This window comes from Paludibaculum fermentans, from assembly GCF_051172195.1.
GTDB lineage: Bacteria > Acidobacteriota > Terriglobia > Bryobacterales > Bryobacteraceae > Paludibaculum > Paludibaculum fermentans_A.
The window spans coordinates 410,060-435,005 of the sequence record NZ_JBPJAQ010000001.1 but is presented as its reverse complement, the minus strand read 5'-3'; the positions used below and the strand labels follow the sequence as shown (position 1 = coordinate 435,005).

General features: G+C 63.6%; 22 protein-coding genes. 8 read left to right on the top strand and 14 right to left on the bottom strand.

The features are described 5' to 3' along the window. Window positions 1-121: 121 nt before the first annotated feature. Window positions 122-943 (bottom strand): energy transducer TonB, encoded by an 822-nt coding sequence (locus tag ACR9Y2_RS01760; protein WP_435039302.1) that lies wholly within the window; start codon window positions 941-943, stop codon window positions 122-124. Window positions 944-1,009: 66 nt separating this feature from the next. On the opposite strand from ACR9Y2_RS01760, the gene ACR9Y2_RS01755 reads away from it, so the two are divergent. The 3 genes from ACR9Y2_RS01755 (at window position 1,010) to ACR9Y2_RS01745 (ending at window position 2,945) form a co-directional block, all read left to right on the top strand. Further along, window positions 1,010-1,711: a CDP-alcohol phosphatidyltransferase family protein gene (locus ACR9Y2_RS01755; RefSeq protein WP_435039301.1), complete on the top strand. Its 702-nt coding sequence runs from the start codon at window positions 1,010-1,012 to the stop codon at window positions 1,709-1,711. Beyond that, window positions 1,708-2,109 (top strand): GtrA family protein, encoded by a 402-nt coding sequence (locus tag ACR9Y2_RS01750; RefSeq protein ID WP_435039300.1) that lies wholly within the window; start codon window positions 1,708-1,710, stop codon window positions 2,107-2,109. The genes ACR9Y2_RS01755 and ACR9Y2_RS01750 overlap by 4 nt, the downstream gene beginning before the upstream one ends. 65 nt (window positions 2,110-2,174) lie before the next feature. Beyond that, window positions 2,175-2,945, top strand: a complete 771-nt coding sequence (locus ACR9Y2_RS01745; protein ID WP_435039299.1) for an SDR family NAD(P)-dependent oxidoreductase — start codon at window positions 2,175-2,177, stop codon at window positions 2,943-2,945. Window positions 2,946-2,948: 3 nt separating this feature from the next. Here the strand turns inward: ACR9Y2_RS01745 and ACR9Y2_RS01740 are convergent, their stop codons facing one another. The 3 genes from ACR9Y2_RS01740 to ACR9Y2_RS01730 are packed head-to-tail and all read right to left on the bottom strand — an operon-like array spanning window position 2,949 to window position 6,322. Beyond that, window positions 2,949-5,537 carry an ABC transporter permease gene (locus tag ACR9Y2_RS01740; protein WP_435039298.1) on the bottom strand — a complete coding sequence of 863 codons (2,589 nt, stop codon included), beginning with the start codon at window positions 5,535-5,537 and terminating at the stop codon, window positions 2,949-2,951. Next, complete coding sequence (locus ACR9Y2_RS01735) at window positions 5,534-5,875, bottom strand: PadR family transcriptional regulator (RefSeq protein ID WP_435039297.1); 342 nt, start codon at window positions 5,873-5,875, stop codon at window positions 5,534-5,536. The genes ACR9Y2_RS01740 and ACR9Y2_RS01735 overlap by 4 nt, the downstream gene beginning before the upstream one ends. A gap of 60 nt (window positions 5,876-5,935) precedes the next feature. Continuing rightward, window positions 5,936-6,322, bottom strand: coding sequence for a hypothetical protein (locus ACR9Y2_RS01730; protein ID WP_435039296.1), 387 nt, complete (start codon window positions 6,320-6,322; stop codon window positions 5,936-5,938). A gap of 118 nt (window positions 6,323-6,440) precedes the next feature. Here ACR9Y2_RS01730 and ACR9Y2_RS01725 point away from each other — a divergent pair, with 118 nt between their 5' ends. The 3 genes from ACR9Y2_RS01725 (at window position 6,441) to ACR9Y2_RS01715 (ending at window position 9,810) form a co-directional block, all read left to right on the top strand. After that, window positions 6,441-7,031: a TetR/AcrR family transcriptional regulator gene (locus tag ACR9Y2_RS01725; RefSeq protein ID WP_435039295.1), complete on the top strand. Its 591-nt coding sequence runs from the start codon at window positions 6,441-6,443 to the stop codon at window positions 7,029-7,031. An 84-nt stretch (window positions 7,032-7,115) separates the two neighbouring features. Next, window positions 7,116-8,159, top strand: coding sequence for an RcgR family putative quorum lactone hydrolase (locus ACR9Y2_RS01720; RefSeq protein ID WP_435039294.1), 1,044 nt, complete (start codon window positions 7,116-7,118; stop codon window positions 8,157-8,159). A gap of 94 nt (window positions 8,160-8,253) precedes the next feature. Then, a complete protein-coding gene (locus ACR9Y2_RS01715) occupies window positions 8,254-9,810 on the top strand; it encodes a choice-of-anchor I family protein (protein ID WP_435039293.1) in 1,557 nt (518 codons plus the stop codon). A 58-nt stretch (window positions 9,811-9,868) separates the two neighbouring features. Here ACR9Y2_RS01715 and ACR9Y2_RS01710 read toward each other — a convergent pair whose 3' ends face one another. From ACR9Y2_RS01710 to ACR9Y2_RS01700, 3 genes are read right to left on the bottom strand one after another with little or no spacing between them, the layout of a single operon-like run. Next, window positions 9,869-10,915 carry a hypothetical protein gene (locus tag ACR9Y2_RS01710; RefSeq protein WP_435039292.1) on the bottom strand — a complete coding sequence of 349 codons (1,047 nt, stop codon included), beginning with the start codon at window positions 10,913-10,915 and terminating at the stop codon, window positions 9,869-9,871. 40 nt (window positions 10,916-10,955) lie between these two features. Further along, window positions 10,956-12,731, bottom strand: a complete 1,776-nt coding sequence (locus ACR9Y2_RS01705; RefSeq protein WP_435039291.1) for a M56 family metallopeptidase — start codon at window positions 12,729-12,731, stop codon at window positions 10,956-10,958. Window position 12,732: 1 nt separating this feature from the next. Then, window positions 12,733-13,122: a BlaI/MecI/CopY family transcriptional regulator gene (locus ACR9Y2_RS01700; RefSeq protein ID WP_435039290.1), complete on the bottom strand. Its 390-nt coding sequence runs from the start codon at window positions 13,120-13,122 to the stop codon at window positions 12,733-12,735. Window positions 13,123-13,268: 146 nt separating this feature from the next. On the opposite strand from ACR9Y2_RS01700, the gene ACR9Y2_RS01695 reads away from it, so the two are divergent. Then, window positions 13,269-13,988, top strand: coding sequence for a YciI family protein (locus ACR9Y2_RS01695; protein ID WP_435039289.1), 720 nt, complete (start codon window positions 13,269-13,271; stop codon window positions 13,986-13,988). Between the two features lie 37 nt (window positions 13,989-14,025). Continuing rightward, window positions 14,026-14,460 carry a glyoxalase superfamily protein gene (locus ACR9Y2_RS01690; RefSeq protein ID WP_435039288.1) on the top strand — a complete coding sequence of 145 codons (435 nt, stop codon included), beginning with the start codon at window positions 14,026-14,028 and terminating at the stop codon, window positions 14,458-14,460. A gap of 19 nt (window positions 14,461-14,479) precedes the next feature. On the opposite strand, the gene ACR9Y2_RS01685 is transcribed toward ACR9Y2_RS01690, so the two are convergent. From ACR9Y2_RS01685 to ACR9Y2_RS01655, 7 genes are all read right to left on the bottom strand, one after another. Beyond that, window positions 14,480-16,069 (bottom strand): PQQ-dependent dehydrogenase, methanol/ethanol family, encoded by a 1,590-nt coding sequence (locus ACR9Y2_RS01685; protein WP_435039287.1) that lies wholly within the window; start codon window positions 16,067-16,069, stop codon window positions 14,480-14,482. Beyond that, window positions 16,066-16,830, bottom strand: a complete 765-nt coding sequence (locus ACR9Y2_RS01680; protein ID WP_435039286.1) for a c-type cytochrome — start codon at window positions 16,828-16,830, stop codon at window positions 16,066-16,068. Before ACR9Y2_RS01680 ends, ACR9Y2_RS01685 begins: the two co-directional genes overlap by 4 nt. Window positions 16,831-16,863: 33 nt before the next feature. Next, the gene (locus ACR9Y2_RS01675) at window positions 16,864-17,766 is read right to left on the bottom strand and encodes a pseudouridine synthase (RefSeq protein WP_435039285.1); all 903 of its coding nucleotides are present in this window, start codon (window positions 17,764-17,766) and stop codon (window positions 16,864-16,866) included. Next, complete coding sequence (locus tag ACR9Y2_RS01670; protein WP_435039284.1) at window positions 17,763-18,770, bottom strand: tetratricopeptide repeat protein; 1,008 nt, start codon at window positions 18,768-18,770, stop codon at window positions 17,763-17,765. The genes ACR9Y2_RS01675 and ACR9Y2_RS01670 overlap by 4 nt, the downstream gene beginning before the upstream one ends. Continuing rightward, the gene (locus tag ACR9Y2_RS01665) at window positions 18,771-20,552 is read right to left on the bottom strand and encodes a hypothetical protein (RefSeq protein WP_435039283.1); all 1,782 of its coding nucleotides are present in this window, start codon (window positions 20,550-20,552) and stop codon (window positions 18,771-18,773) included. A 285-nt stretch (window positions 20,553-20,837) separates the two neighbouring features. Further along, window positions 20,838-23,882 carry a TonB-dependent receptor gene (locus tag ACR9Y2_RS01660; protein WP_435039282.1) on the bottom strand — a complete coding sequence of 1,015 codons (3,045 nt, stop codon included), beginning with the start codon at window positions 23,880-23,882 and terminating at the stop codon, window positions 20,838-20,840. 247 nt (window positions 23,883-24,129) lie between these two features. Continuing rightward, window positions 24,130-24,942 (bottom strand): NAD-dependent epimerase/dehydratase family protein, encoded by an 813-nt coding sequence (locus ACR9Y2_RS01655; RefSeq protein WP_435039281.1) that lies wholly within the window; start codon window positions 24,940-24,942, stop codon window positions 24,130-24,132. Window positions 24,943-24,946: the final 4 nt, after the last annotated feature.

Genomic DNA, 24,946 nt, shown 5'->3' with positions numbered 1-24,946 from the left:
AACCTGCATAACACAAATGGCAGGCCTCCGGGGGTACGGAGACCTGCCGCAATGAGCAGAGCCGCAGGGGGGAGGCTCGCCCTCGATGGAGAATCGGGCCGAAACCCGGCATGGAGAATCGTCAATTGTTGAGGATGAATTTGATCTCGATCGGAGCCACTACCTCCACCGGTTCGCCGTTGAGCAGCGTCGGCCGGTAGCGCCACTGCTTCACCGCCTCCGTCGCCGCCTGCACAAACAACGGATGGCCCGAAATCAGCTGCAAATGTTGAATTGTGCCGTCTCGCGAAATGATCGCCGTGAACGTCACTGTGCCCTGCTGCCTCGTCTGCAGCGCGAGTCGTGGATACTCCGGGATCTTCCGGGAAATGATCCGCGCCTCCTGCACCGTGCTACCCACCCGGATCCTCTCCGGAGGCTTCGTCTGCTGCACCACCGGCTTCACCACAGGAGGCGGCTCCACCGGCTTCTGCGAGGAGTTCACCAACTGGTTGATCAGCGAGTTCCCCATCGAATTGGGGAGCCCATTCTCTATTCCTCCCACCACTCCGGGCCCTTGACCCAAGTCGGGCGGGTCTTCAATCAGATTCACTTTCGTGGGGACTCGCGTGTACGCGATCAACTGCCCCTCCCGAACCTGGCGCGGTGCCGTCTTCCGCGCCGTCGTCTGCACCATCGGCTGGGCCGGCGGCGCCGGAGCCGGCGGCAGCGGCGGAGTGGCCAGATACGTGCTCAATATTCCATTGCGTGGCAACATTTCCGGATTCATCAGCGGGACAATCACCCCCGCGGTGATCAGCGTGACCTGCAGGCAGGAGGAGACCACCACCGGCCAGCCCCTATTCGTTTTGACGGTTCCCTCGACGAAGCTTTGCTCAAACATATACGTGCCTTTCTTTTTCTCGTTCGTCGCGGCGCCTGCGATTCCAATCTTCTGCACCATTGGACAACCGCACCCGTTCTTTGTTCCCGAATTCTTTCCGCATAAATGCAAAGGAGCCCAACTAAAATGACAGTCCCCAGCCCGACACCAGATACCCAAAAAGAGTTCCATGCCGCCGCCCGCCAGCAGACCAGCCTCCTGTCGTCCCTCGAGAAACGCGCCCTCGTCCACCTGGCTCAACATCTGCCAAAGGCCGTCAATTCCGATCACCTCACCGCCCTCGGCTTCCTCGCCATGGTTGCCGCCGGAGCCTGCTATTATTGGGCCTCCAGCCACCCCGCAGTCGGCCTCACCGCGGTAACTCTTTGCCTCGTCCTGAACTGGTTTGGCGACAGCCTCGACGGCACCCTCGCCCGCGTTCGCAACCAGCAGCGCCCCCGCTACGGCTTCTACCTCGATCACATCCTCGATTCCGCGGGCTCTGTCTTCCTCTTCGGCGGCCTCGCTATTTCCGGATATATGAGTCCTGGAATTGCCGCCGCATTATTAGTGGCTTATCTTCTGCTCAGCATCGAAGTTTTTCTCGCCACTTATACCGTCGGCAAATTCCAGATCAGCTTCGGCGCCTTCAGCCCCACGGAACTGCGCCTGCTTCTCGTCATCGGCAATGTTGTGTTGTTGTGGAAACCCGTCGTGCTGCTCTTCGGCCGCCCGTTCCTGCTCTTTGACGTCGGCGGCGCCTGCGGCATCGCGGGTATGCTGGTGATCGTCGTACACTCCATGGCGAAGCACACCGCTCAGCTCTATCGTGAGGAGACCCGCTGGTGAGCGTCGGCGTCCGCTGGCTCAAATTCAACGCCGTTGGGGTGCTGGGCATCGCTGTCCAACTCGCGGCCCTTCAGTTGTTTGCCGGGCTGCTCCATTGGAACTATCTCGTCGCCACGGCCGCAGCCGTCGAGACCGCCGTGCTCCACAACTTCTTCTGGCACGTCGCCTGGACCTGGCGCGGTGACCCCCAGCCCCTCGCCGGGCGCCTGCTCCGCTTCCATCTCGGCAACGGCCTCGTCTCCCTGGCGGCCAATGTCGGACTCATGCGCTTGTTCGCCGGCGCCCTGCACATGCCCCTCATGCCCGCCAACCTGCTCTGCATCGGCCTCGCCGCCCTGGCCAACTTCGCCGTCAGCGAATGGTGGGTGTTCGCCCCGCGGCGCGGCAACGCCGGCTGACAGTACTGTCACCTCCGCCTGACAATCGCCGTTCCTTCCGCTTCGAGTACCCTGGATCTGAGCCCATGAGCCTGCGAGACAAAGTCATCCTCATCACCGGAGCGGGCCGCGGCATCGGCGAAGGACTCGCCCGCGACCTGGGTGCCCAGGGTGCACGCATCGGCGTCCACTATCTGAACGAAGACGCAGCCGCCCTCGCCACCTGCGAAGCCATCCAAGCATCGGGCGGCCAGGCCGAATCGTTCCAGGCCGACCTCTCCTCCGTCCCTGCCTGCCTCGCCCTCGTCCAGCGCACCGCCGCCCATTTCGAGCGGCTCGATGTCCTCATCAACAACGCCGGCCTCGACCCCGGCCTGATGGGCCTGTTCGACATCACCGAAGAACGCTTCGACCAGGTTATGAACGTCAACCTCAAAGGCGCGTTCTTTTGCGCCCAGGCCGCCGCCCGCCAGATGGTCAATCAAGGCGGCCCCGGCCGCATCATCAGCATCAGTTCCATCCACGGCCGGGTCACCCTCGCCGGACGCAGCGCCTACGTCTCTTCCAAGGGCGGGCTGGAAGCGATGACCCGGGCGCTCGCCATGGACCTCGCCCCCCACGGCATCACCGTCAACGCCATCGCACCGGGCTTCATCGAAGTCGAGCGCAGCATCCACGTCATCCCCGGCTACGACCGCCAGGCCGTCGGCCAGTCACTGCCCATCGGCCGCGTCGGCTTCCCCTCCGACATCAGCGCCCTCGCCGCGTTCCTCGCCTCGGACGAGTCGAGCTTCATCACCGGCCAGGTGATGGTCTCCGACGGCGGCACCACCACGCGCATGAACTTTCGGATCTAGGCGTCAGTCCTCGCGCAGCGACTTCATCGGATCGAGTTGGGCCGCACGCCGTGCAGGACCCAGGCAGGCCAACAGGGAGATCAGCATCAACATGCAGGGCACGGCCGTGTACGCCCAGGGATCGAAGGTCTTAATGGCGAGGACGGAAGAGGCGGCCAGCTTCGAGAGAATGAGGCACAGCGGCAACCCCGCCAGCAGGCCACCGGCGATGAAGCGGCCGGCCTCGGAAATGGTGCGGGTCATCACCTGCCGCGGCGAGGCGCCCAGCGCCACATGGATCCCGAACTCCTTGCGGCGCTGCATTACCGCATAGTTCACCACTCCATACAATCCGACGCCCGTCAGCAGCAGAGCCAGCAGGCCCAACACACCGGCTACGGCGGCTGCCGCCTGGAAAGGAAACCGCTGCAGCGAGGCGACCTGGCGCAGGCTGGCCGGTTCACAACCCACCGGGGTCTGCACGCTCTCCGCGCAGGCCGTGCGCAGCGCCGCCGCCGCCGCGACTGGATTGTCATTCACGCGGACCATGATTGAGGAGACACCCCGGGCCCCCGCGCTCGCGGGCAGGTAGACAGCTGTCGGATCGGCCCCCTCGAACATCCAGCCGCTCACCACATTCGGGACGACGCCGACTACTTCATAGTGGCCAGCCGTCGTTGAATCCTCGCCCGGTTCGGCAGTCAGTTCCAGGCTCTTGCCGATGGCGGTGGGCGAATCGGGCCACAACTTCCGTGCCGTGGCCGTACTGATCACCGTGACCCGTGCACGAGTCTCCGCTTCATTCCTCGTGAAGCCGCGCCCTTCGAGCAGGGGTACGGCCAACGTCTCGAAGTAGCGGTGGTCCACCTGATTGAATGCGACCGATGTCGCTTTGCCGTCGAGTCTGGCCGCGTGGAGATCCAGCCGCCCATAGAGGGGAACTCGGCTGACAGCGGAGATCGCCGCGACGGATTCGAGCTGGCTCAACCGGTCGACGAGTCCGGGTGAGAGTTGGTCGACCTTGAGGTCAAGGACGTGGTCGAGGTCGTAGCCCGTAGCGACCGAATCGAGTTGGCGAATGTTCCGGATCAGCACGCCGGCCAGGATCAGCAGCACCAGCGAGGCGGCGATCTGCCCGCCGATGAGCAGTCCGCGCAGACGCCGGGGGCGCATCCGGCCCTCGCGTTTCGTCGAGGCGGTCAGGCTGGGCGCCGTGGATTCCAGTGCCGGCAGAAGACCGAAAGTGATCCCGGCGACGATGCCCAATACGGCCGTGTAGACGAACACACGCCAATCCATCGTCACCGGGAGCAGGGTGATCCCAATGCCCATCATGCTGGAGAAGAGGTAGTCCTGCACCTGCCGGATTCCGATCGCGGCCAGGGCGATGGCGGCCAGCGCCCCCAGAATGCCGATGCAGGCGCTCTCGGTAAGCAATTGACGGATGATCCGCCAGCGGGACGCGCCCAGGGAGAGACGCATGGCAATCTCCTGGGTTCGCGCGGCGGCTCGGGCCAAATGCAGGTTGGTGAGGTTGGCGCAGGCGATGAGCAGCACGATCAGAAACGCCGCGAAAACGAGCCCGCAGGCCGCGGAGACTTCCTCATTTCGTGCAAAAAGTGACGGGCGCGGCTCGATTTCGACTGCCGCGATGCGCTCCTCGTCCCGCCGGTCCAGATGAGAAGCAACACTCAATAGGGCGGATTGTACCTGTGCCAGCGAGATGCCCGGCCGCAGGAAGCCGGATATGAGGAACCGCGGTTCCGGTGAGCCGGGTTCGCGCGGGCGGAGGAGCAGGAAACTGCCAGTCGGTGTCCAGAATTCAGGGACGACGGGTTCGGTCCCGGTGAACTCTGGTGCCATCACTCCGGCAATCGTATAGGCGGTGGCTCGGATACGCAGGGTTTGTCCAATGACATTCGGATCGGCCGCGAAGAGCTTGCGCCAACCCGAGTCGCTTAGCACCACCAGCGGCAGCCGGTCCTCGTTGATTCCAAAGGTCCGGCCCAGGCGCGCACGGCCGCCCAGGACCTGGAAGTAGTCCGCAGAAACGGTCGAAACCAGCACCTGGCGCTGCACCGGCTTCAGCATCAGAACCTGGAAGGTACTGTATGAGTAGAGGGCCTCGATCTGGTTCGAGGCACCGCTCGCCAGCAGGCGCATCTCCGGCACGGTCCAACTCGAGATCCGCCGGGCCTCCGCGTTGCGGGCGTTCAGGTCGAAGTGCCGCGCCGCCCCGGCGACAGGGAGCGGCTTCACGACAAAACTGTTGAACAAGGTGAACAGGACGCTGTTCGCGCCGATGGCCAGAGCCAGTATGGTGATGGAGGCGGCAAAGAAGCCGGGACTTTTGCGCAATCCACGGATGGCATACCGGACATCCGACCGCAATTCGTCCAGCAACCGGTAGCCGAGAGCGGCGCGGCACTCTTCCTGGTAATGACCGGCGGCACCGAACTCGAGACGGGCACGGCGTTCCGCTTCCGCCTGGGTGATGCCCTGGGCGACGAGGTGGGCGATGCGGGCTTCGCGGTGGAACTCGAGTTCTTCCTGCATCTCCGCCTCGATGGAGCGGCGGCGGAAGAGCCGCATGAACCAGTTCGTGCTGATCACTGGCCGCCTGCCTTGGCGGCGAGTGCGAGGCGCATGCCTTCCATCAGCCGGTCCCAGGCCGTAAGTTCTTCACGGAGTTGCGCTTCGCCCGCCGTCGTGAGGGTGTAGAACTTCGCCCGCCGGTTGTTGTCCGACTGGCCCCATTCCGACTGAACGAGGCCTTTCGTTTCCAAGCGGTAGAGGGCTGGATAAAGCGCCCCTTGTTCGATGAGCAGGTTGCCGCCGGAGGTCTGTTCGATCCTCAGCAGGATCCCGTAGCCATGCTGCGGGCCCAGCGAGATTGCCTTGAGTACGAGTAAGTCCAGTGTTCCTGGCAGGATGGACGCGGGGGTCGGCATGGCTACTCTCCTAAGTTACTTAAGGGTAGCCTAGCTCTCCTAAGCTGTCAAGGAGAACGCTTACGCGTGGACGCGAGTCTGAAAGAGCGATTGGAAGGCAGGCCGCACGCCATAGGCGGTCAGCATCCAGAGGATCGTTACCACAATGGCCAGGGGTAGGCCGGCTGGCGCCATAAGTAGATGAAACAAAACAATGTTGACGATCACAGGGGCGAGCAGCGTAAGGGCCAGGGGGACAAACCGGTTCGATAGAAGCAGAAGGCCGGTGCCGAGTTGCAGGGCAAAGACGACCACCATGTAGTGGGAGGCGGCCAGGGCCGTAACGAATTGCAGCGCCACACCTTCGGGCATCGCCTGCATAGGCAGGAAGTGCAGGAATCCATTGAGTCCGAAGACCGTGAAGAGAAGCCCGAGGAGGGTACGGGCGGCGGTGAAGGTAGTTTTCATTGGTAACCTCGTTCCACGACATCTGATGTTTAAACAACAGTTGTCGATTCACCAATAAACAACAAGTGTCGTTTAAACAACGAGTGTCTTCTGGTTTGATATTCTGGAGACGGTTGCCATGACGCACGAAACGGAATCAAGCCTGGACCGCCGCACCCGCCGCACCCGCAAAATGCTGCAGTCAGCACTGGATAAACTCCTTCAAAAGAAAGAGTTTGAGCAGATCACAGTACAGGACATCGCGGAAGCGGCGGAACTCAACCGGGCGACCTTCTACGACCATTACGGCGACAAGTATTGCCTGCTGGAGAGCCTGGTGGGTGACCGGTTCCAGGAACTGCTGGCGGAGCGCCACGTCCGGTTTGACAACACTTGTTCTACGGCACTCCAGGCGATGGTTTTGGCGGTGAATGACTACCTGACCATGCTCCAGGGGGTCGACGGGAAGCGGCCCCTGGAACCGCATACGGAGCGTGCGATCCTCGCGGTGGTCCGTCGTATCTTATTGGATGGATTGAAGAAACACCTGCCCTCGACAGAGGCGCCGACGGAGATGATCGCGGCCGCCGCCAGTTGGGCGCTGTACGGAACTGTGAAGGAATCGTTCCGCATGCCGGAGCGCGGCAAGCCGGAAGAACTGGCGGACACCGTGGCGATCCTGCTGACGCCGATGCTGCGGCTGATCTACGACCCGGAGCCGGGGTATTGAACGGTCTCGGAATCCCGGCCAATCCTGTCCATCCGAGGTACTCCCATTCGATGGGATGGTACCCTAGAGGTTTCTACTCCTGACATGCCGCTGATGGGATCTTTGTACGGCCGCTGGATGAGCCAGTGGGAAGAACGCCTCTGTTTTGCCGCCACGAATCGTGTCGTGCGGCCATTTGACTGGGGGCTGGACTGGTCCCAACGCTGGCCCATTGCGGACCAGGTGCATCAAAACGGCGACTCCCCGTTGGAGTATCTGAAGAAGATCAACCGTGCCGCGATCGAGCACAGCGACGATTTCTTCCGGCACCGTACACCCAGCGACTACCATTTGAGCGGCAACCTGCTGCGCTTCAGTTCTTGCGTCCAGACGCGCTATGAAGAGAACAATGTAGTTCACGGCCAATGGTTTCCGGGCAAGAACCCGAAGAAGGCGGTGCTGGTGCTGCCGCACTGGAACGCTCCGCACGATGCGCATAACGCGCTGGCGCGCGGGTTCCAGAAGTTCGGGGCGAGCGCTCTCCGGCTGAGTCTGCCGTATCACGATTACCGGATGCCGGCCGAGCTACAGAGGGCCGACTATGCGGTGAGTTCCAATGTCGGAAGGACGATCGATGCGACGCGGCAGGCGGTGCTGGATATCCGGTGCGCCGCGGACTGGCTGGAGTCGCAGGGGGCGGAAAAGATCGCCATCGTCGGAACGAGCCTGGGGTCGTGCTATGCGTTCCTGGCGAGCGCGCATGACTCGCGGTTCCGGGTGAACGCCTTCAACCACTGCTCCACCTACTTTGCCGATGTGGTGTGGACGGGTTTATCCACGATCCATGTGAAGCAGGGCCTGGAGGGCCAGGTGGACCGGGAGACGCTGCGCGAACTGTGGCTGGCGATCAGTCCGACCGTCTACTTCGACAAATTCAAGGCGCAGAAGAACAAGTCGCTGTTCCTCTACGCCAAGTACGACACGACGTTTCTGCCGGAGCTGTCGAAGGAAACGATCAAGATGTGCGACGACTACGAGCTGGACTTCAAGAAAGTCGTGCTGCCGTGCGGGCATTACACACTGGGCGAGTCGCCGTTCAAGTTCATTGACGGGTATCAGCTGATCAGTTTCGTGCTCCGGAACCTATAGGCCAGCGGGACCTTTGGGGGGTACCGAAGGCTGCTATCGAAAGTAGGGTCGAAGTAACGGTATTGAAACCTGCAACTGCTATGCTTCCCTACTCATGGGTACATTTTTTCCGCGGATCGCCTCCGTCCTCTCCCTGTGCGTAGTTGCGGTAGCGCAGGCACAGACCCCCAAGCTGAGCCTGCTCGGCAGTTTCCGGGCCGGTCCTTACGATAAGGGCGCGGCCGAGATCGTCGCTCACGATGCCGTGTCGCAGCGCTTGTTCGTCGTGAATGGCGCGGACCGCACCATCGACATCCTGGACATGTCGGATCCGACGAAGCTGGTGCGGATCACGCAGTTCCAGATCCCATCCGAGTATGGATTCTCCGCGAACAGTGTGGCGGCTAAGAACGGGGTGATTGCGATAGCGGTGCAGGCGGAAACCAAGACGGATCCGGGCACCTGTATTTTCGTGGATGCCGAGGGGCGCGTACTGAAGGCGGTGACGGTGGGGGCGCTGCCGGACATGCTCACCTTTACGCCGAATGGCAAGTACGTCCTGGTGGCCAACGAGGGTGAACCATCGGCGGACTACTCTGTGGATCCGGAAGGCAGCGTGAGTGTGATCGACATCAGCGGCGGCATTGCGAGCCTGACGCAGGCGAAGGTGCGGACGGCCGGGTTTGGGCAGTTCCCGCTCCCCTCGCTGGAGCCAGGTGTGCGCATTTTCGGACCCAACGCCTCGGTGGCGCAGGACCTGGAGCCCGAGTACATCGCTGTTTCGCCCGATTCGAAGACGGCCTACGTCACGCTGCAGGAGAACAATGCGATGGGCGTGCTGGACGTGGAGACGGCGACGTTCCAGAGAATCGCGGCCCTGGGCGTGAAGCCTCACTGGCAGGCGGGCAACGAGATCGATTCGAGCGACAGGGACAATGAGAAATCGCTGCGGACGTGGACCGTCTGGGGCATGTATATGCCGGACGGGGTTGCGTCGTTTACCGGGCCGGACAACCGGCTGTACCTGGTGACGGCCAATGAGGGCGATGCCCGTGAGTACGACAACTTCGTGGAGGCGGGGCGCGTCTCGACGCTGAAGCTGGATCCGGCCTTTTATCCCAACGCCAGCGAGTTGCAGCAGGCGTCCTGGCTGGGGCGCCTGAATGTGTCGAAAGCCTCAGGCGACCTGGATGGAGACGGCGACTACGACATGCTTTTCTCGTTCGGCGCCCGGTCGATCAGCGTCTGGACCGCCGATGTCCAGCTTGCCTGGGACAGTCACAACCAGTTCGAGGTTCTGATCGCGAAGGAGCGCCCGGAGTCGTTCAACGTGAGCAACACAGACCAAACTGTGGATTCGCGCAGCGACGACAAAGGACCTGAGCCGGAAGGCGTGGTGATAGGCGTTGTGAACGGGAAGAACTATGCGTTCATCGGCAATGAGCGGGCCGGCAACATCATGATCTACGACATGACGGATCCCTACTCGCCGAAGTATGTGGGCATGGCCTGGAACAGGAACATGACGGCGAAGACGGATACGGCCGAGGCGGGCGACTTGGGGCCGGAAGGGCTGATCTTCATCCCGGCGGCGGACAGTCCCGTGGGTAAGCCTTTGCTGGTGGTGGCGAACGAGATCAGCGGGACAACCACTGTCTGGCGGATCGACTAGGAGGAGACCGGGCCGGCGGGGCGCTGGAGGGGGCGCCCTGCCACGCGCGGGCTGCTGGCTAGTCCATTATGCCGTGGATGCGCATGGCCACCAGATCGTCGATGGAGGCTTTGCGGATGCCCCGGCCCTGGACCTTGCGGATGAATTCGGGGCTGACGCCGTGGATGCGCATCGACACCAGCTGGTCGATGGAGGGATGGCCGTAGCCCAGGTCGGAAACCTGCTTCATGAAGTCCGGGGTGACGCCGTGGATGCGCATGGCCACGAGTTGGTCAATGCCTGGGCGGCCATAGCCGAGGTCCGAGGACTGTTTCATGAACTCAGGGGTGACGCCATGAATGCGCATCGACACCATCTGGTCCAGCGACACCGAGCCATAGCCGAGTTTCTTCACTTCACGAGCGAAATCGGGGGTGACGCCGTGAATGCGCAGGGCGATGAGGCTGTCCGGCTTGGGGTCGTAACCCATATCCTTGAGACTCTTCGCGAACGCGGCTGAGACGCCGTGGATGCGCATGGCGACCAGGTTGTCCGCCGAGAGATTGCTGGCGCCCAGGCTCTTCATTTCGCGCACATACTGGCCGGTGACGTTGTGAATGCGGAGGGCGAGCAGCGTGTCCTTGTTCGGGATCTGCACACCCTCGGCTTTCATCTCCTTCACAAAGGCCGTTGAGACATCGTGGAGGGCCATGGCGAAAACGAGGTCGTCGGAGATTCCGTCGAAGCCAAGGCTGCGCATGTTCTGGAGGAAGGCCGGGTTCTGTGTGAACGTGAACGAGCCGCCGCCGGTGCCGGCCTGCAGGTTACCGGCGCATTCAATGCGTCCGGCTTCGCGGGCGATGGCAAAGCGGACCGGGCTGGAGGCGGCCTTGAGCTGGGCGGCGGTCAGTCCGGTGAGCTGATTCAGCTTCCACGAATTGGAGCTGTTCATGTTGCTGTGCTCAGTGCGGCGGAAGAGCATCAGCTCCACTTCATCGGCCTGATTGGAGGGGCTGATGGCCCAGCCGCCCTGGATGGTCTGTGCGGCCGGAGCCTTCTGGAGCAGGCCCGCGCAGAGGAGCGCGGCTGTGAGCGCACTGGTGGCCAGTGCTTTGTTGAGGGTCATTGCGTTGTCCTTTCCGTGACCGGAGTTAATGGGCGGGCCGCTATTCCTTGTCGAGCAGGCCGAACTGCTTCAGCTTCACCAGGCGGTCGAAGTCGAGGTTTTTGAAGCCGCGCTTCTGCGCCTCCCGGATGAAGTCCGGAGTGAGACCGAAGATGCGCATCTCGATGATTTTGTCGGCCGAGAGATTGCGGTAGCCGAGCGCTTCCACGGCCTTCACTTCGGCGATGGTGGCGTTGTGGATGCGAAGCGCGATCAATTTGTCGATGTCGAGATCCTGGACCCCGGCCTGTTTCCAGGAGGCGGCGAACTCAGGGTCGACGCCATGAATGCGCATGGAGATCAATTCGTCGAAGGTCGCCTTGCCGTAACCCAGGCCATTGAGGGCACGGGCGACTTCCGGCGTGAGGCCGTGGATCTTCATGGCGACGGCGTTCTCGGGATCGAGCTGATAGCCGAGCTGCTTCATCGAGGCGATGCTGGCGGAATCGACGCCATGGATCTTGAAGGCGACCAGTTCATCGAGCGAGGGCGACCAACCAAGCCCCTTGATCTCACGGATGAACTCGGGCGTGATGCCGTGAATGCGAAGGGAGACGAGCTGGTCGGGATCGGGCTGGTAGCCGGCGGAGCGAATGGACTGGATGAAGTCGCCGGTGACTCCGTGGATCTTGAAGGCGACCATCTGGTCGACGGTGAGGTCTTTGAGGCCCGCGCGCTCGAGATTATCGAGGAAGCTCTCGCCGTTGGCGTTCGAGGGTTTGGGCGACGGGCTGGGTTTGGGGGCTGGTTGGGTGGCGGGTTTGGGGGTCGGCTGCGCGGCCTGTGCGGCGAAGGGTAGAACCCGGGCGGAGACGCGCAGCGACGGAGCGGCCCAGACGGCCAGGGTGACGGCGAAGAGGCCGCAGGCAGTGAGCCAGAGGGCGGCGGGCGCGGTGCGGGCGGGCTGGGGCAGGATGAGGCGTTCGATGCGCTGGAGCAGGGATCCGCCGCTGGCGGCCATCGCTAAGGCGGGCATCTGAAAGCGGAGTTGTTCCAGGTCGGCCAGGGCGCGGGCGTAGACCACCGGGTCGCCGCAGACTTGCACGGCGATGTCGTCACAGCAGTTCTCGCGTTCCTGCCGCATGTGGCGGCCCACCCACCAGACGGCGGGGTGATAGAAGAAGAGCGTTTCGACGGAGGTCTGGAGCAGGTTGATGAGGTAGTCGTGGCGGAGGATGTGGGCGAGTTCATGGGCGAGGAGGGCTTCCACCTGGCCGGGCGTCAGCTGGGTGAGGGCGCTGGCCGGGATCAGGATCACGGGCCGCAGCCAGCCTACGACGGCGGGCACGTCGGCGATGGCGGACTCATACAGCCGGATGGGGCGGCGCAGGCGCAGGCGTTCAGCCAGCATGTGGACGCTGCGTTGCCACTGTTGCTGGACGGGACGGATGGCGATGTGGCGGTAGCGCTGGAGGACGGTCCATTGGCCGAGCATGCGCAGGCTGAGGAGGATGACTCCGGTCATCCAGGCGTAGGCGAGCCAGGGGAGGTAGTCGCGGCTGGAGGCGGCGAGGGCTTGGGCCGTGTGCACTGTGGGCGCGAGGGCTGCGGCGAACGAACGCGTGGCGGAGGCCGAAGCTGGGGCGGTGGAGGGCGCCAGATAGAGGAAGGTGGCGAGTCCGCAGAGCGGCATGGCGAGCATAGCGGCCGCGGCGGCGGCGTAGCGGGCCCGGGCGGAGGACGAGGCGAGGAAGCGCTGCGCCAGGGCGAAGAGGAGCGCAAGCAGGGTTCCCTGCCAGAGGAAGTGGAGGAGGGTCCAGGCGAGTGTGTTCAGCATGTCAGCGCGTTCCTTTCTCAGCTTGATCGAGCAGACGGCGGATCTGATCCAGTTCGCCAGGGGTGGCGCGGTTGCTTTCGAGGGCGCGCATGGCGAGTTCGAGCGCCGAGCCGCCAAAGGCGCGCTGGGCGAGGTCGCGGACGAGTTCGCTCTGTGTGGCTTCGCGGGGGACGGCAGATTCGTAGACGTGGACGCGGTGCTGTTCGCGGCGGGTGATCAGGCCTTTGTCCATCATGATCTGCATGAACTTCAATACGGTGGTGTAGCCGGTTGGTTTCCGGAGAGAGAGCTCTTCGTGAACTTCGCGAACAGTGGCGGCGCCTTTATCCCAGAGGACGCCGAGTATTTCGAGTTCGGAGTCTGTGGGGCGGGAGCTGCTGGGTCGTGGCATGAGTTGAGGGTATTACGAATACTTTCGTGTGTCAACGAAGTTATTCGTAACAAAAATTGAGAGGGCGGGCGGATGTGTGGGGGTCGGAAGGGCCAGGGGCGAAAAGTTGATTTCTGAAGTGGCGAGGTCCGGTGATAATGGGCACTATGCTTTATCGCCGTACCGTTCTCGCCGTGCTGTCACTGGGGCTCGGGCTGTCTGTTTGGGGCCAGTCGGGTGCTTCTTCCGCCCACCCTGGCCGGGTCTATCAGGTCGTCTTTTTGAAGCGGAATCCCGCCCGGACGACGTTGAGTAAGGAAGAAGGCGAGCGGATCCAGGCTGCCCACATGGCCAATATCCACGCCATGGCGGACCGGGGTGTGCTCGTTTCGGCGGGTCCGTTCGATGACAAGCCTTCCGTGATCAGCGGCGTCTTCTTCTTCAATACTTCGACGATGGAGGAGGCCAGGAAGATCGCGGAGGCGGATCCGACTGTGGTGGAGCATCGCAATACGGTGGAGGCGTTTTCGTGGCATGGTCCGGCCGGTTTGGGGGACGAGTACAAACGGCTGCACAAGGAGAATCCGGCGACTCCGGAGGACATGGGCGTGCATCCGTTTGTGATTCTGCGGCGGGCCGGGCAAGGGTTGGACAAGGCGGTAATGGCGAAGCACTCGGCCTATTGGGCTGCGCTGCGGGCCTCCGGGAAGGTGCTGGCGGCCGGGGCGGTGGATGGGGATGCTTCGGCGGTGGGGCTGGTGATCTTCGACCGGATCGCGGATGCCGAGGCGGCGAAGCTGGCGGCTGGAGATCCAGCGGTGAGCGGTGGTTTGCTGACGGTGGAGGCGCACCGCTGGTGGTCGGCGGCGCATGTGTTCCCGAAGTGAGGTGGTTGGGGTGGATCGATACGAGGAGGGTGTGCCCATGAGTGATTCCGCGAAGCCCGTGCCGGTTGTGTTTGGCGGCGTTACTCCGGTGTTGCGGGTGGCCAATGCAAAGGCGAGCCGCGACTACTATGTCCGGGCTCTGGGTTTCAGCGTGAATTTTGAGACAGAGGACTTCGTGTCCGTGTCTCGCGGCGGATGCACGTTGTTTTTGTGTGAAGGCGACCAGGGGCATCCGGGCTGTTGGGTTTGGATCGATGGGCACGATGTGGATGCGGTGTATGAGGAGTACCAGGCTTCGGGAGCCAAGATCCGCCATCCGCCCACGAATTACTCCTGGGCTCTGGAAATGCAGGTGGAGGATCTGGATGGGAATATCCTGCGGCTGGGGTCGGATCCACGCGCCGGTGAGCCGGATGGAGAGTGGCTGGATATGTACGGGCGGCGGTGGTTGAACCGCGTGCGGGTGGAGTGATGTTCTGGCGAAGCCCTGTCTACGGCAGGCTCAGCGTGATCAGCGCGGCTCCGGAGGCGATGGTCACATACTGTTTACCGTTCACCATGTAGGTGATGGGGGCCGTGGCGATTTCCGCGCCCGTCTGGAGTTTCCATAGCAACTGGCCGGATTTTGCGTCCAGCGCTACCAGGTAGCCGTCGGCATCTCCGGCAAAGACCAGGCCGCCCGTGGTCGACATCGTGCCGCCCCAGCCGGCGTGGTAGAACTTGAATTCCCATTTGCCTTCGCCGGTCAACGGATCCAGCGCCTTCACCACGCCCCATTCCTTTTCGTCGCTCACGCCCCGGGTCGCCGTGCCCCAGTAGGCTTTGCCTTCCACGAACTTTGGCGGGGTGCTGAAGTAGATGTCGCACTGCTCGCGGTAGGGGACGTAGAAGAGCTGCAGGTCTGGGTTGTAGGAGGGCGCCATCCAGTTGGCTCCTCCGGCCAGGCCGGGGCAGAGACGGGTGCCTTGTTCGCTGGGCTCGGTATCGGGCAGGGGCGTGGGGCGGCCCTTGGCGTCGAACTCCTTCAACCAGGTCTGGCGGGCGTAGGATTTGGCCATGAGGAATTCGCCGGTGGTGCGGTCCAGCACGTAGAAGAACGCGTTGCGGTTGGCCTGCACCAGGAGCTTGCGCATCTGGCCCTTCCAGGGGAGATCGAGCAGCATCGGGGTTTCGTTGGCGTCCCAGTCGTGCGTGTCGTGCGGAGAGAACTGGTAGTGCCATTTCATCCTGCCCGTAGTGGGATCGAGGGCCACGACGGAGCAGGAATACAGGTTGTCGCCCAGGCGGTCCTGGCCGTAGAGGTCGGGGCCGGGGTTGCCGACACCCCAGTAGACGGTGTCGAGGTCGGGGTCGTAGGTGCCGGTCATCCAGGTGGGCGCTCCGCCGCGTTTCCAGGAGTCGGCCTGCCAGGTGTCGCCGCCGGGCTCGCCTTTTTCGGGGATCGTGTAGAGCCGCCAGGCGCGCTGGCCGGACTTGGCGTCGTAGCCGTCGATGAAGCCGCGGATGCCAAACTCGCCGCCGCCGACCCCGACGATGATCTTGTCCTTCACGGCCAGCGGCGCGAGCGTGATGCTGTAACCCGCCTTGGCCGAGGCTACTTCGGCGTTCCAGAGAAGCTGCCCGTTTTTGCTGTCAAGGCAGACCAGGTGGCCGTCGACCGTGCCCATGTAGAGCTTGTCGTTGAGGATCGCCAGGCCGCGGTTCAGGCCGTCGGCGGTGCCTTCCGTAGGCTTGTATTGGTAGTGCCAGAGCTGGCGCCCGCTGCGCGCGTCGACAGAAAAGGCATGGCCGTTTTGGGCGGTGAAGAACATGACGCCGTCGACGACCAGGGGTACGGTTTCGAAGCGGCCGGTGGTGGGGATCTGGAAGATCCAATCGACGCGCAGGTTCCTGACGTTGGCCGTGTTGACCTGGTTCAGGGCGCGATGGCGCACGCCTTTGTAGTCGCCGAAGTAGGTGAGCCAGTTCTGCGGCTCGTCGAGGGCTTTGACGATGCGGGCGGCGGGCACGTCGACGGGATAGGGAGCGTTCTGGGCTAGTGCGGCGGCCGCCAGGAACAGGGCGGGGCAGACGGGTCTCATCGGATGCCCTCCGCTTGTTTGGTCTGATTGCCGGCGGGGCCGCCCTGCAGGGAGGCGAGGTAGGCGACGAGGTCGTCGAGGTCTTTGGGCGGCAGGTTGTAGGGCGGCATGAGGGAGCGGGGCGCGTCCTGGACGGTTTGGACCTCGTCCTTCTGGAAGAGGCGGAACTTCTGGGTGAGGTCGCGGAGCTGCACGCTGAAGGTGTCCTCATTGATGCGGATGCCGGAGACGCGCGTGCCGTCGCGCAGGGTGACGATGACGCCCTGGTATTCCGGCATGATGTCGGCGGCGGGCTTGGTGAGGGATTCGCGGAGGTAGGCGGCGGAACGGCCAGCGCCGACGCGGCTGAGGTCGGGTCCAAAGACGCTGCCTTCGCTGCCGATGCGGTGGCACATGGCGCACTTGTTCGACTGGTAGAGGGCGGTGCCGTGGGCGCGGTCGCCGGAAATGGCCGGGCCCGAGGCGGAGCGGCTGGAGAGCGACTTCACGTAGAAGACGAGGTCAGTGAGGGATGGCTCTTCGAAATTGCCGAAGCCCGGCATTTGGGAGCCCGGGACGCCTTTGGTGATCACGCGGCGGAGGCTGGCTTCATCGCGGCCGTGGACGGACTGGGCGGTGGTGAGGTTGGGTCCGCGGCCGCCCTCGCCGGTGGTGCCGTGACAGAAAGCGCAGTTTGAGACGAAGGCGGCGCGGCCTGCCGCCAAGTCGCCGGATTGCGCCGAGAGAGCGCCGGCAGCCATCAGTAACAGCAGGAGACGCATACCGAGCTCGTCCTTCTTCGGAGGTTCGCGGACCTATTCCTGGGGTTCTTCGTGAACGGGTTCTTCCTGAATGGGCTCTTCCTCAACGGCCTGGGTTTGGCCGGCGCGTTCGCGGGCCTCGCCTTTGTTGGGCGGACGCTCGGTGCGGCCTCCGCCGGCTTTGCGGAGCTGGCGGATTTCGTCGGGGGTCAGGTGGCGCCAACTGCCGATATTGAGGTCCATGATGCGGACGGGGCCGATGGCGACGCGGACCAGTTTGAGGACCTTGCTGTCGAGCGCTTCGACCATGCGGCGGACCTGGCGGTTGCGGCCTTCGGTGATGGTGATTTCGAAGAAGGTGCGGGTCTCGGAGTCGCGGATGCGCTTCACTTTGGCGGGCCGGGTGGGGCCGTCCTTGAGTTCCAGGCCATTGCGGAGCTGGTCCAACTGCTCGTCGGTGAGGAGAGTGGAGGACTTGACGAGGTAAGTCTTGGGGACGTGGTGATCCGGATTGGTGACGTACTCGGCGAAGTCGGTGTCGTTGGTGAGGATGAGCAGGCCGGAGGTGTCCTGGTCGAGGCGGCCGACGGGGAAGACCCACTGGTCGAGGTCGGTGAGGAGATTGTAGACGGTGGGGCGGCCGTCGGGGTCGCGGTAGGTGGTCAGGAAGCCTTTGGGTTTGTAGAGCAGGAGATGCAGGCGTTTCTCGGCCTTCAGGGGGCGGCCGTCGAGGCTGATCTTGTCGTGGTCGACGGAAACCCAGTGCCCGGGATCCTTGATGGGTTTGCCGTTGACCCTCACACGACCGCGTACGATCCAGTCGGCTGCTTCGGTGCGAGAGCAGATGCCGGCCTTGGACAAAACGCGATCCAGGGTCTTCAGCGTGGACTGCTTGGGAGTTGCGGTTTTCTGCGGAGCCGGGGCGACCGGCCGCTTTTCGGGCTTACGATGCCTCAAGAATGCGATTGTACCCCGAAGTAGCCCACCGCCAACGAAGGATCCGCCTGGACGGCCCTGCGGAAGTGCAGCCGGGCGAGTTCGTTTTCGCCGCATGCCTGCCAGGCTTGGGCGAGGCGGAGGGAGAGCGGAGCGGAGACCTGGCCGAGGGCGCGGACTGCGCGGTCGTGGCGTTCGGCGGCGTCGAGGTCGCCTTGTGCGAGGGCCAGGGCGGCCAGGGCGAGAAGAGAATCGGTGGCGGTGGGTTCGGCGCTGCAGGAGGCTTCAAAGGCCTGCTGGGCCAGTTCCGGCTGTGCCAGATTCAGGTGGCAGAGACCCATGTGATAGGCCGCCAGGGGCAGGTTGGCGTCGTCGCCCATGGCGCGGTCGAGGCTTTCGATGGCCTCGGCGCAAGCGCCCATCCGCAGTTGGAGCAAGCCGAGCCGGAGCCAGGCTTCAAAGAGATTCGGGGCGGCGGTGGTGGCGCGTTTGTACCAGTAGACGGCCTCGGAGTCGCAGCCGGACGATTCCAGCAGCCAGGCAAGACGGTAAAGCGGCGCGGGTTCACTGGGGCTGATGGCGCAGGCGTGCGTCAGCATGGCGATCGCTTCGGCGGTTTCGCCTTGTGTTTCGAGGATCAAGGCCTGGTTGTAGCGCGGCTGCCAGGCGGAGGTATCGGAGAGGGCGGCGCGGCGGTAGAGGTCGGAGGCGTCGTCGAGCTTGCCTTCCTCGTGGCGGAGGTAGCCCAGGGCGAGCAGGGTTTCGGTGTGGTTGGGCGAGTTGCGGAGACTCTGTTCCAGCAGGCGGGCGGCTTCCGGAGCGTTGCCCTTCTCCAGGGCGTCCAGCGCCTCGGCCAGCAGCGATTCGACGGCGGTGGTCGTGCGTTCAGCCGGCTCCGACCGGGCTACGCCCTCCAGTTGGAAGGAATCGGGCTCGAGCGGGGTGAGGTAGCGGGTACCGGGGGCGGAGCCAGCCGCGGCCGGTTTCTGGTTCAACGGGATGACACGGGCCGATTGGGCGGACATTTAGGCGCGCCACCTCCCGATCTGGAGTTGGGGCCGTGATTCCGGCGCGGAGACCGAATTACGCAGCGAAAAGACGAAGGCGGGTCCAGGAATGTGCGGGACCTGGGTCTGGCCCACGTCGCCATAGGCTTGGGGAAGGACCAGGAACCGTCTCCAGAGGGTCCTGGGGTGGCTGCGTGGACGGAACGGCCGGGGGGCTGCCGGGACCATATCTTCCGACGGATCGCCCTGGCAGTCGACGAAGGGCAGGCCGCAGGAGAGTTCGGCGTGGAAGCGCGGCTGATGGCCGGCGATCAGCAGTGTGGGTCGAAGGCTGGAGTATTCCGGAACGAGCTGTACGAATGGCAGCGGTGACGCTTTCAGCAGTCCACCGAGGTCGACGAGGGCGCTAAACAGCGGCGGCGGCAATTCCCGCCAGGTGAGTCCGGATTCGACAATCCTGGGGGCGGCGTATGCGTAGCCCTGCGCAACGCCGGCTGGAACTGCGCCGGTGGGGGCGAGCCCAAGCGGTGTCAGGCCTTGTGTGGCGATGGGCCAGCCGGTGGCGACGCCGGGCGGCGGGGCGGCGGCGCGGCCGGGCGGCGCGGTGACCACACCGGGTACGCCGGCAGGGGCGCTGGTGAGATAAGGCATGCCCGCGATGGGCGGAGCTGGAAAATTCAAGCCGACCGGCTGAGGCATGGGTACGCCGGCCATGGTGGGCGGCGGCATCCTCATGCCGGGGGGGTGGGCGCCCGGCAGCGGCAGGTTTCCGGGGAGCATGGGCTGGCCGAGCATCGCGCTGGACGGCATGGGCTGGCCCATTTGCCCGCCCATGGGCCCGCCGGGAGGAATAGACTGGCCCATCATGCCACCGGGCGGCATGGACTGCCCGGGCATACCGCCGGGCGTGGGAGGCTGCTCCATCATTCCGCCCGCGGAGGCAGGCGGTGGCATGCCGCCCAGGGGAGCGGACGGTTGCGGCTGGCCGGCCGGTGAAGGTGGCGCGCCCATCGGCATGGCGTGCTGGGGCTGGGGCGCCATCTGGGGCCGCGAAGGGGGTACGATGGCCCAATTGTTCCAGGGCGCGGTGAGCGGGTAAGCCGACAGTACAGGCGCCAGGCTTGGTACGGCGGCGGCGAGTGCTTCCGCCATCCAACTCCAGGCATGTTCCTGGATCCATTGCTGGGCGGTCTTGCCTACGGCATAACGGCGGGCGTCTTCGGCGGCAGCGCGGCGCGGGTCCGGCGGAACCCAGATGGGCGAGTCCGGGAAATGGCCTTGCAGCCGGCGCAGCACGTGCTGGGGCAGGATGGCGGGAAACGATGTGGCGAGGAGCACGCCTTGCGGGCCTTGCTGGGGCTCGTCGCCCAGTTGCACCCAGAGGAATTTATCGCCGTCTTCCTTTTCCTTACTGGCCGCCAGGGCGCTGGGCGGCAGGCCTTCGATGTCGGCCATCTGGCTGAAGATGCGCCACTGCTTGGCTTTCGTCTTCTTCTCGGGGTTATCTTCGGCGGCCTTGGGCTGAGGAATCTCCACTAAGGGGTCAGGATCGGCCTCGAACAGGAAGATGGCTTCGGGCGGATCGGCCTGGTCGACGACTGGCGGCTGGCCCGCCACCGCTTCCGTTTCATGCGTGCCGGACTTGTAGAGCGTAGGGATGCGGCGGAGGTCCTTGACGATCTGTTCGTTCAGCCGAACGAGATCGACGGCGAATTCGTCTTTGTGATCCTTAGAACAGAAGTCGCCAAAGCGCCAACGCTCCAGAATCCCGATCCGTGCTCCACAGAATCTACATTTCATCGATCTCGCCTGCGCGTCAGCCTGGGTGGCCTGTCTCTGGGGTCCTGCGTCTCAATGTGAGATCAGAGAGGAGGATCCGCACCGCGTCCTGTACTGCCATCTAAACAGCAGTGTCTACTTGAGTAAATCGGCGGATAGCTTTAGCACTTTAGCCGTCGTAGGTCCATTTAGGTCAGTTCACTCCACATCTTCCGTAAGTGGTACGGCGACAGGTCAAGTCCTACGCAAAAAGGCCCTGGGACTCCAGTAGGAGCCTCAGGGCCTTAGGTACTACCTCTGTCTGACCTAGAAGACGAACTTCACCATGACACGGCCGGTGAAGCCGGGGTTGAAGAGGTCGGCCATCCCGTAGCGCGGATCGTAGGGATCCTTGCCCGTGGCGGCGATGGACTTCAACATGCCGGCGTAATCGTAGCCGTTGAAAAGGTTGGTGTTCGTGAGGTCGAGGGCCGAGGCGGGGTCGCCGCTGGCGTTGCCGCGGTTGAGCTGGCTGAAGGTATGGCGGGAAGTCTTCTGGTTGAAGACGTTCTGCGCATTGAACTCGAAGCGGAGGCGCTTGGTTTCGCCGAACTTGAGCTCGTGTCCGACAACCAGGTCGGTCTGGGTGAGGATGGGGCTGCGGCCCATGGAGCCGCGGCCTTCCACGAACAGCGGGATGCGCTGGCGCTGCATGACGACGGTGCTCATCGGGGTGCCGCTGCCGCCGTAGAAGAAGCCGCCGACGTCGGTGCCCCACTTGAACTTATAGCTGCCGTACGCCTTGAAGACGTGCGGGCGATCCGTGGCGAGGCGGCCGGTGACGAAGTTGCCGTGGGCGTCGAACAGGTACTGGTCGAGATCCCAGGCGCGGCTGCCGGTGCTGCCCGGACGGGCAATGCTGCCGCCGGACTGCTGGGTGGTGGCCGAGGAGGTGCCGGTGGTGGGGGTGCGGATCTCGTCCGAATTGCCCAGGCCGGCGTAGTTGCCATAGAGGCGGCTGTAGACGTAGTTGGCCGAGGCGAAGAAGCGGCTGGAGAAGCGCTTGTTGATGGAGAGTTCCAGCGCGTCGTAGTCGCGTTGCGGCTTAGGGGTGTCGAACACCGGAGTGGCCGTGCTGGTAGCGAACTTCTTGGCGTCGCCTTCGCCGGGGTTGGCGAAGATGTAGGTTTCGCTGCCGTTCACCAGGGCGCCCATGTCTTCAATGGTGCGGACCAGGTGGTTGCGGACGTAACCGGCGCGCAGGGCCAGCGTGTTGGAGAGCATGTACTCAATGCCGGCGTTGTAGATGTCGGTGGACATCGGCTTCAGGTCTTTCGCCACGGCATCGAAGCTGGCGAGGCGGCGGTCTTCGTAGTCGCCGAAGGGCCAGATGTTGCGGCCGGGCATGTTGACGCCGCTGAGCGAGAAGACGTCGGTGGTATCGAGCGAGCGGTATTTGACGGTCCAGAAGTCGCCGCCGAAGGTGCCGCGCGAGGTCTCATACTTGACCCAATCGTAGTAGCGGCCGTAGCTGGCGTAGACCTTCATCTTGCCCTTGCCGGTGACATCCCAGCTGAGGCCGAGGCGGGGCGACAGCTTCTGGGAGAAGCCGAACGAGAAGGCGTCGTCGCGGACCGCGCGGTTGAAGGACGGGACATGCTCGTTCTCCGTGCGCAGGCCGAGAGTCAGGCTGAGGCGGGGTGTCAGGCGCCAGTGATCCTGGATGTACATGTTCACCATGCGTCCGCCGGTGCCGCCGCGGGTGCCGGTGTTGTCGACTTCGTAGTAGCCGTACTTGCCGCCGTCGGTGCCGCCGCCTGGGATGTTGAGCGGGGTGCCCCAGTAAACCCAGACATAGCCGCCGCCCGGATAGGAGACGTCGACGGAGTTTACGTTCTTTTGGACGCCGGCGCCAATCTTAATATCATGGCTGCCGAGGAAACCGCTCAGGAACTTGCTGAAGTCGGTCTGGAAGTAGGTGCGGGTGGTGATGTCGTAGAACGTCTGCTGGGTGCGGGGGGTGTTGAGGTAGCCCGCGGCCTGCTGCAGGTTGGACGGCACGTCGGGGATACCGACGCTGGAGGTCTGGTAGGTGACACTGGCCGTAGTGGGGATGCCCCAGGTGCGGAAGTTGTCCCAGAAGCGGCCGCCGCGGAAGCTGAGCAGCGCAGTGCTGGAAACGGTCCAGTCGACCTGGCCGCTGTAGTTGCTCTGCGGCTGGGTCCAGCCCTGGGTCTTCAGCGGGGCATTGGCGGCTTTAGAGGAGATGACCGCATTGCCGTAGCCGTTGTAGGCCGGCAGGATGCCGGTGTTCTTGGTGGGGGTCCAGAGCCAGCTGGCGGTGACCCGAACATTCTTGGCCGCGTTCCAGCTCGCTTTGTTGAAGAGCTGCTGGCTGGTGACCTTGTTCTCGATGGTGTCGCGTTCGGTGCCGCTGCTGAAGAGATAAGTATTCTCGCGGCGGGCAAACTGAGGTGAGTAAGACGAGAAGAACCAGAGGCGATCCTTCAGGATGTAGCCGCCCAGGGAGCCGCCGACTTCGTGCTGGTTGTTGGGGTTCTTCGCATCCTGCTGGTAGGTGGGATTGACGCCGGCATTCGAATAGGGGTTGAGCAGCAGCAGGCGTTCGACGGGGCCCGCGGAGATCCCGCTGCCGCCGTAGAAGTAGTGGGCTTCGCCATGGAACTGGTTGCCGCCCGATTTCGTGATGGCGCTGACGACGCCGCCCAGGGCTCCGCCGTATTCGGCATCGATGCCGCCGGTCTTCACCTGGACTTCCTGCAGGAATTCAAAGGCGCCGTTCTGACGCGAGCGGCCATCCACCAGGCTATTGGTGGAGACGCCGTCGACGAAGAACTGGTTTTCCGCGCCGCTGGCTCCATTGATCTGGAAGCCGCCCTCAATCTGACCCGAATTTACGCCGGGAGATAGGAGCACGACGGACTGGAAGCTGCGCGCCTTGGGCAGCAGGTTGAACTCTTCAGCGGTGACGTTGGAGGAGATGGTGACGCCGCCCGTATCGATGAGCGGAGCCGCTTCAGTGACCTGCACCGCCTGTTGGGTAGCACCGATCTCCAGTACTGCGTCGGCCGTCGTTTCGCGGCCCAGGTTGAGGGAGACTTCCTTGAGGTCGACGCGGGCAAAGCCGGTCTTCTCGAACTTGATCTCATAGCGGCCGGGTTCGAGGTTGCGGGCGATGTAAATGCCAGTGTCGTTGGTTTCAACGGCTGTGGGACGACCGGTTTCGGAGTTTAACAAAGTAACAGAAACACCGGGGATGACTGATCCGGATGCGTCCTTCACAACACCACGAATGGTGCTGAAGCGCTCCTGCGCCATCATCAGCGTCCCCATCAGAACGGCGAGCGCCATTGCGCCACGCGCGATTTGATGAAACGGATGTGAGTGTAGTCTCATTGTTGACCTGCAATTGAAATACTTTTTCAGGGGAGATTCCGGACGGACGAGCCCGCTACAACAGGGACCACAGGCATAGGATGGGAATCGGACGACCCTGAAACGCAATCGTATTGTCACAGGTTTTTCGTTGAATAAGTATCAAATCTTGGCCGCATTACGCGGAGTATTCGCTTGCAGTTGTAACGTGATGTGACTGTTGTTACAAGCTGGCGGGGATGCCCAGGCGGTAGGAGGGATACTGCAAGCGGACAGCAAGCAGGCGGCACACGGCGCGGCCGTCTACACGGCGATCGGCCCGTCTAGTCTCGTGAAGTTGTTCTTTCGGAAGGGATTGCGGCATGGCGCAGCCCAGCAGTTCGGAGACGAACGCAGCCACGTCGCGGGAGCGGGCGGGCTCCTCATCGGCCACGGGCCAGGCTCCGGCCGCATCTGCAAACAATGCGGCTTCGGTTAAAGCAGCCAGATCGTCCACGTGGATTCGTGAAACAAAGTTCATACCGTCTCCAGCCAGTTGAAACGTGCCGCGCGGGATGGAGATGTGAGCGCCGCGGCCCGGTCCATAGATCGCAGCCGGGCGGAGTACCATCCCGGACCACGGCCCGCCGTTCAGGATGAGATCCTCCGTCCGCACGCGCTGCCGCGACGACGGGGAGAGCGGAACGGCCGGCGAGTGTTCGTCGACCTCACGCTGCGCCCCGTAAACTCCGGTCGTGGAAAGATACACAATTCGCTTTGTCTTCTGGCCCAAGGCGCCGAGAATTGGCCCGGTGACATCGTGAAGATCATCGGGGACGGGCAGCGAATGGAGGATTGTGAGCGAGTCGGGGAGGGCGTGCGCGAGGGTAGCCAGGGTGGACGGAATCTGTGTGTCCAGGCGGAGGCCGCGGACGCCGGAGAGGTCCGGGCTGTTGCGGGCCGTCGCCCAGACTTCGCAACCCCTCGCGGCCAGGCGCTGTGCGACACGCCTGCCGGTATAGCCGCAGCCGAGAATCAGAAAGGGGCCAGGGCTCACCGAT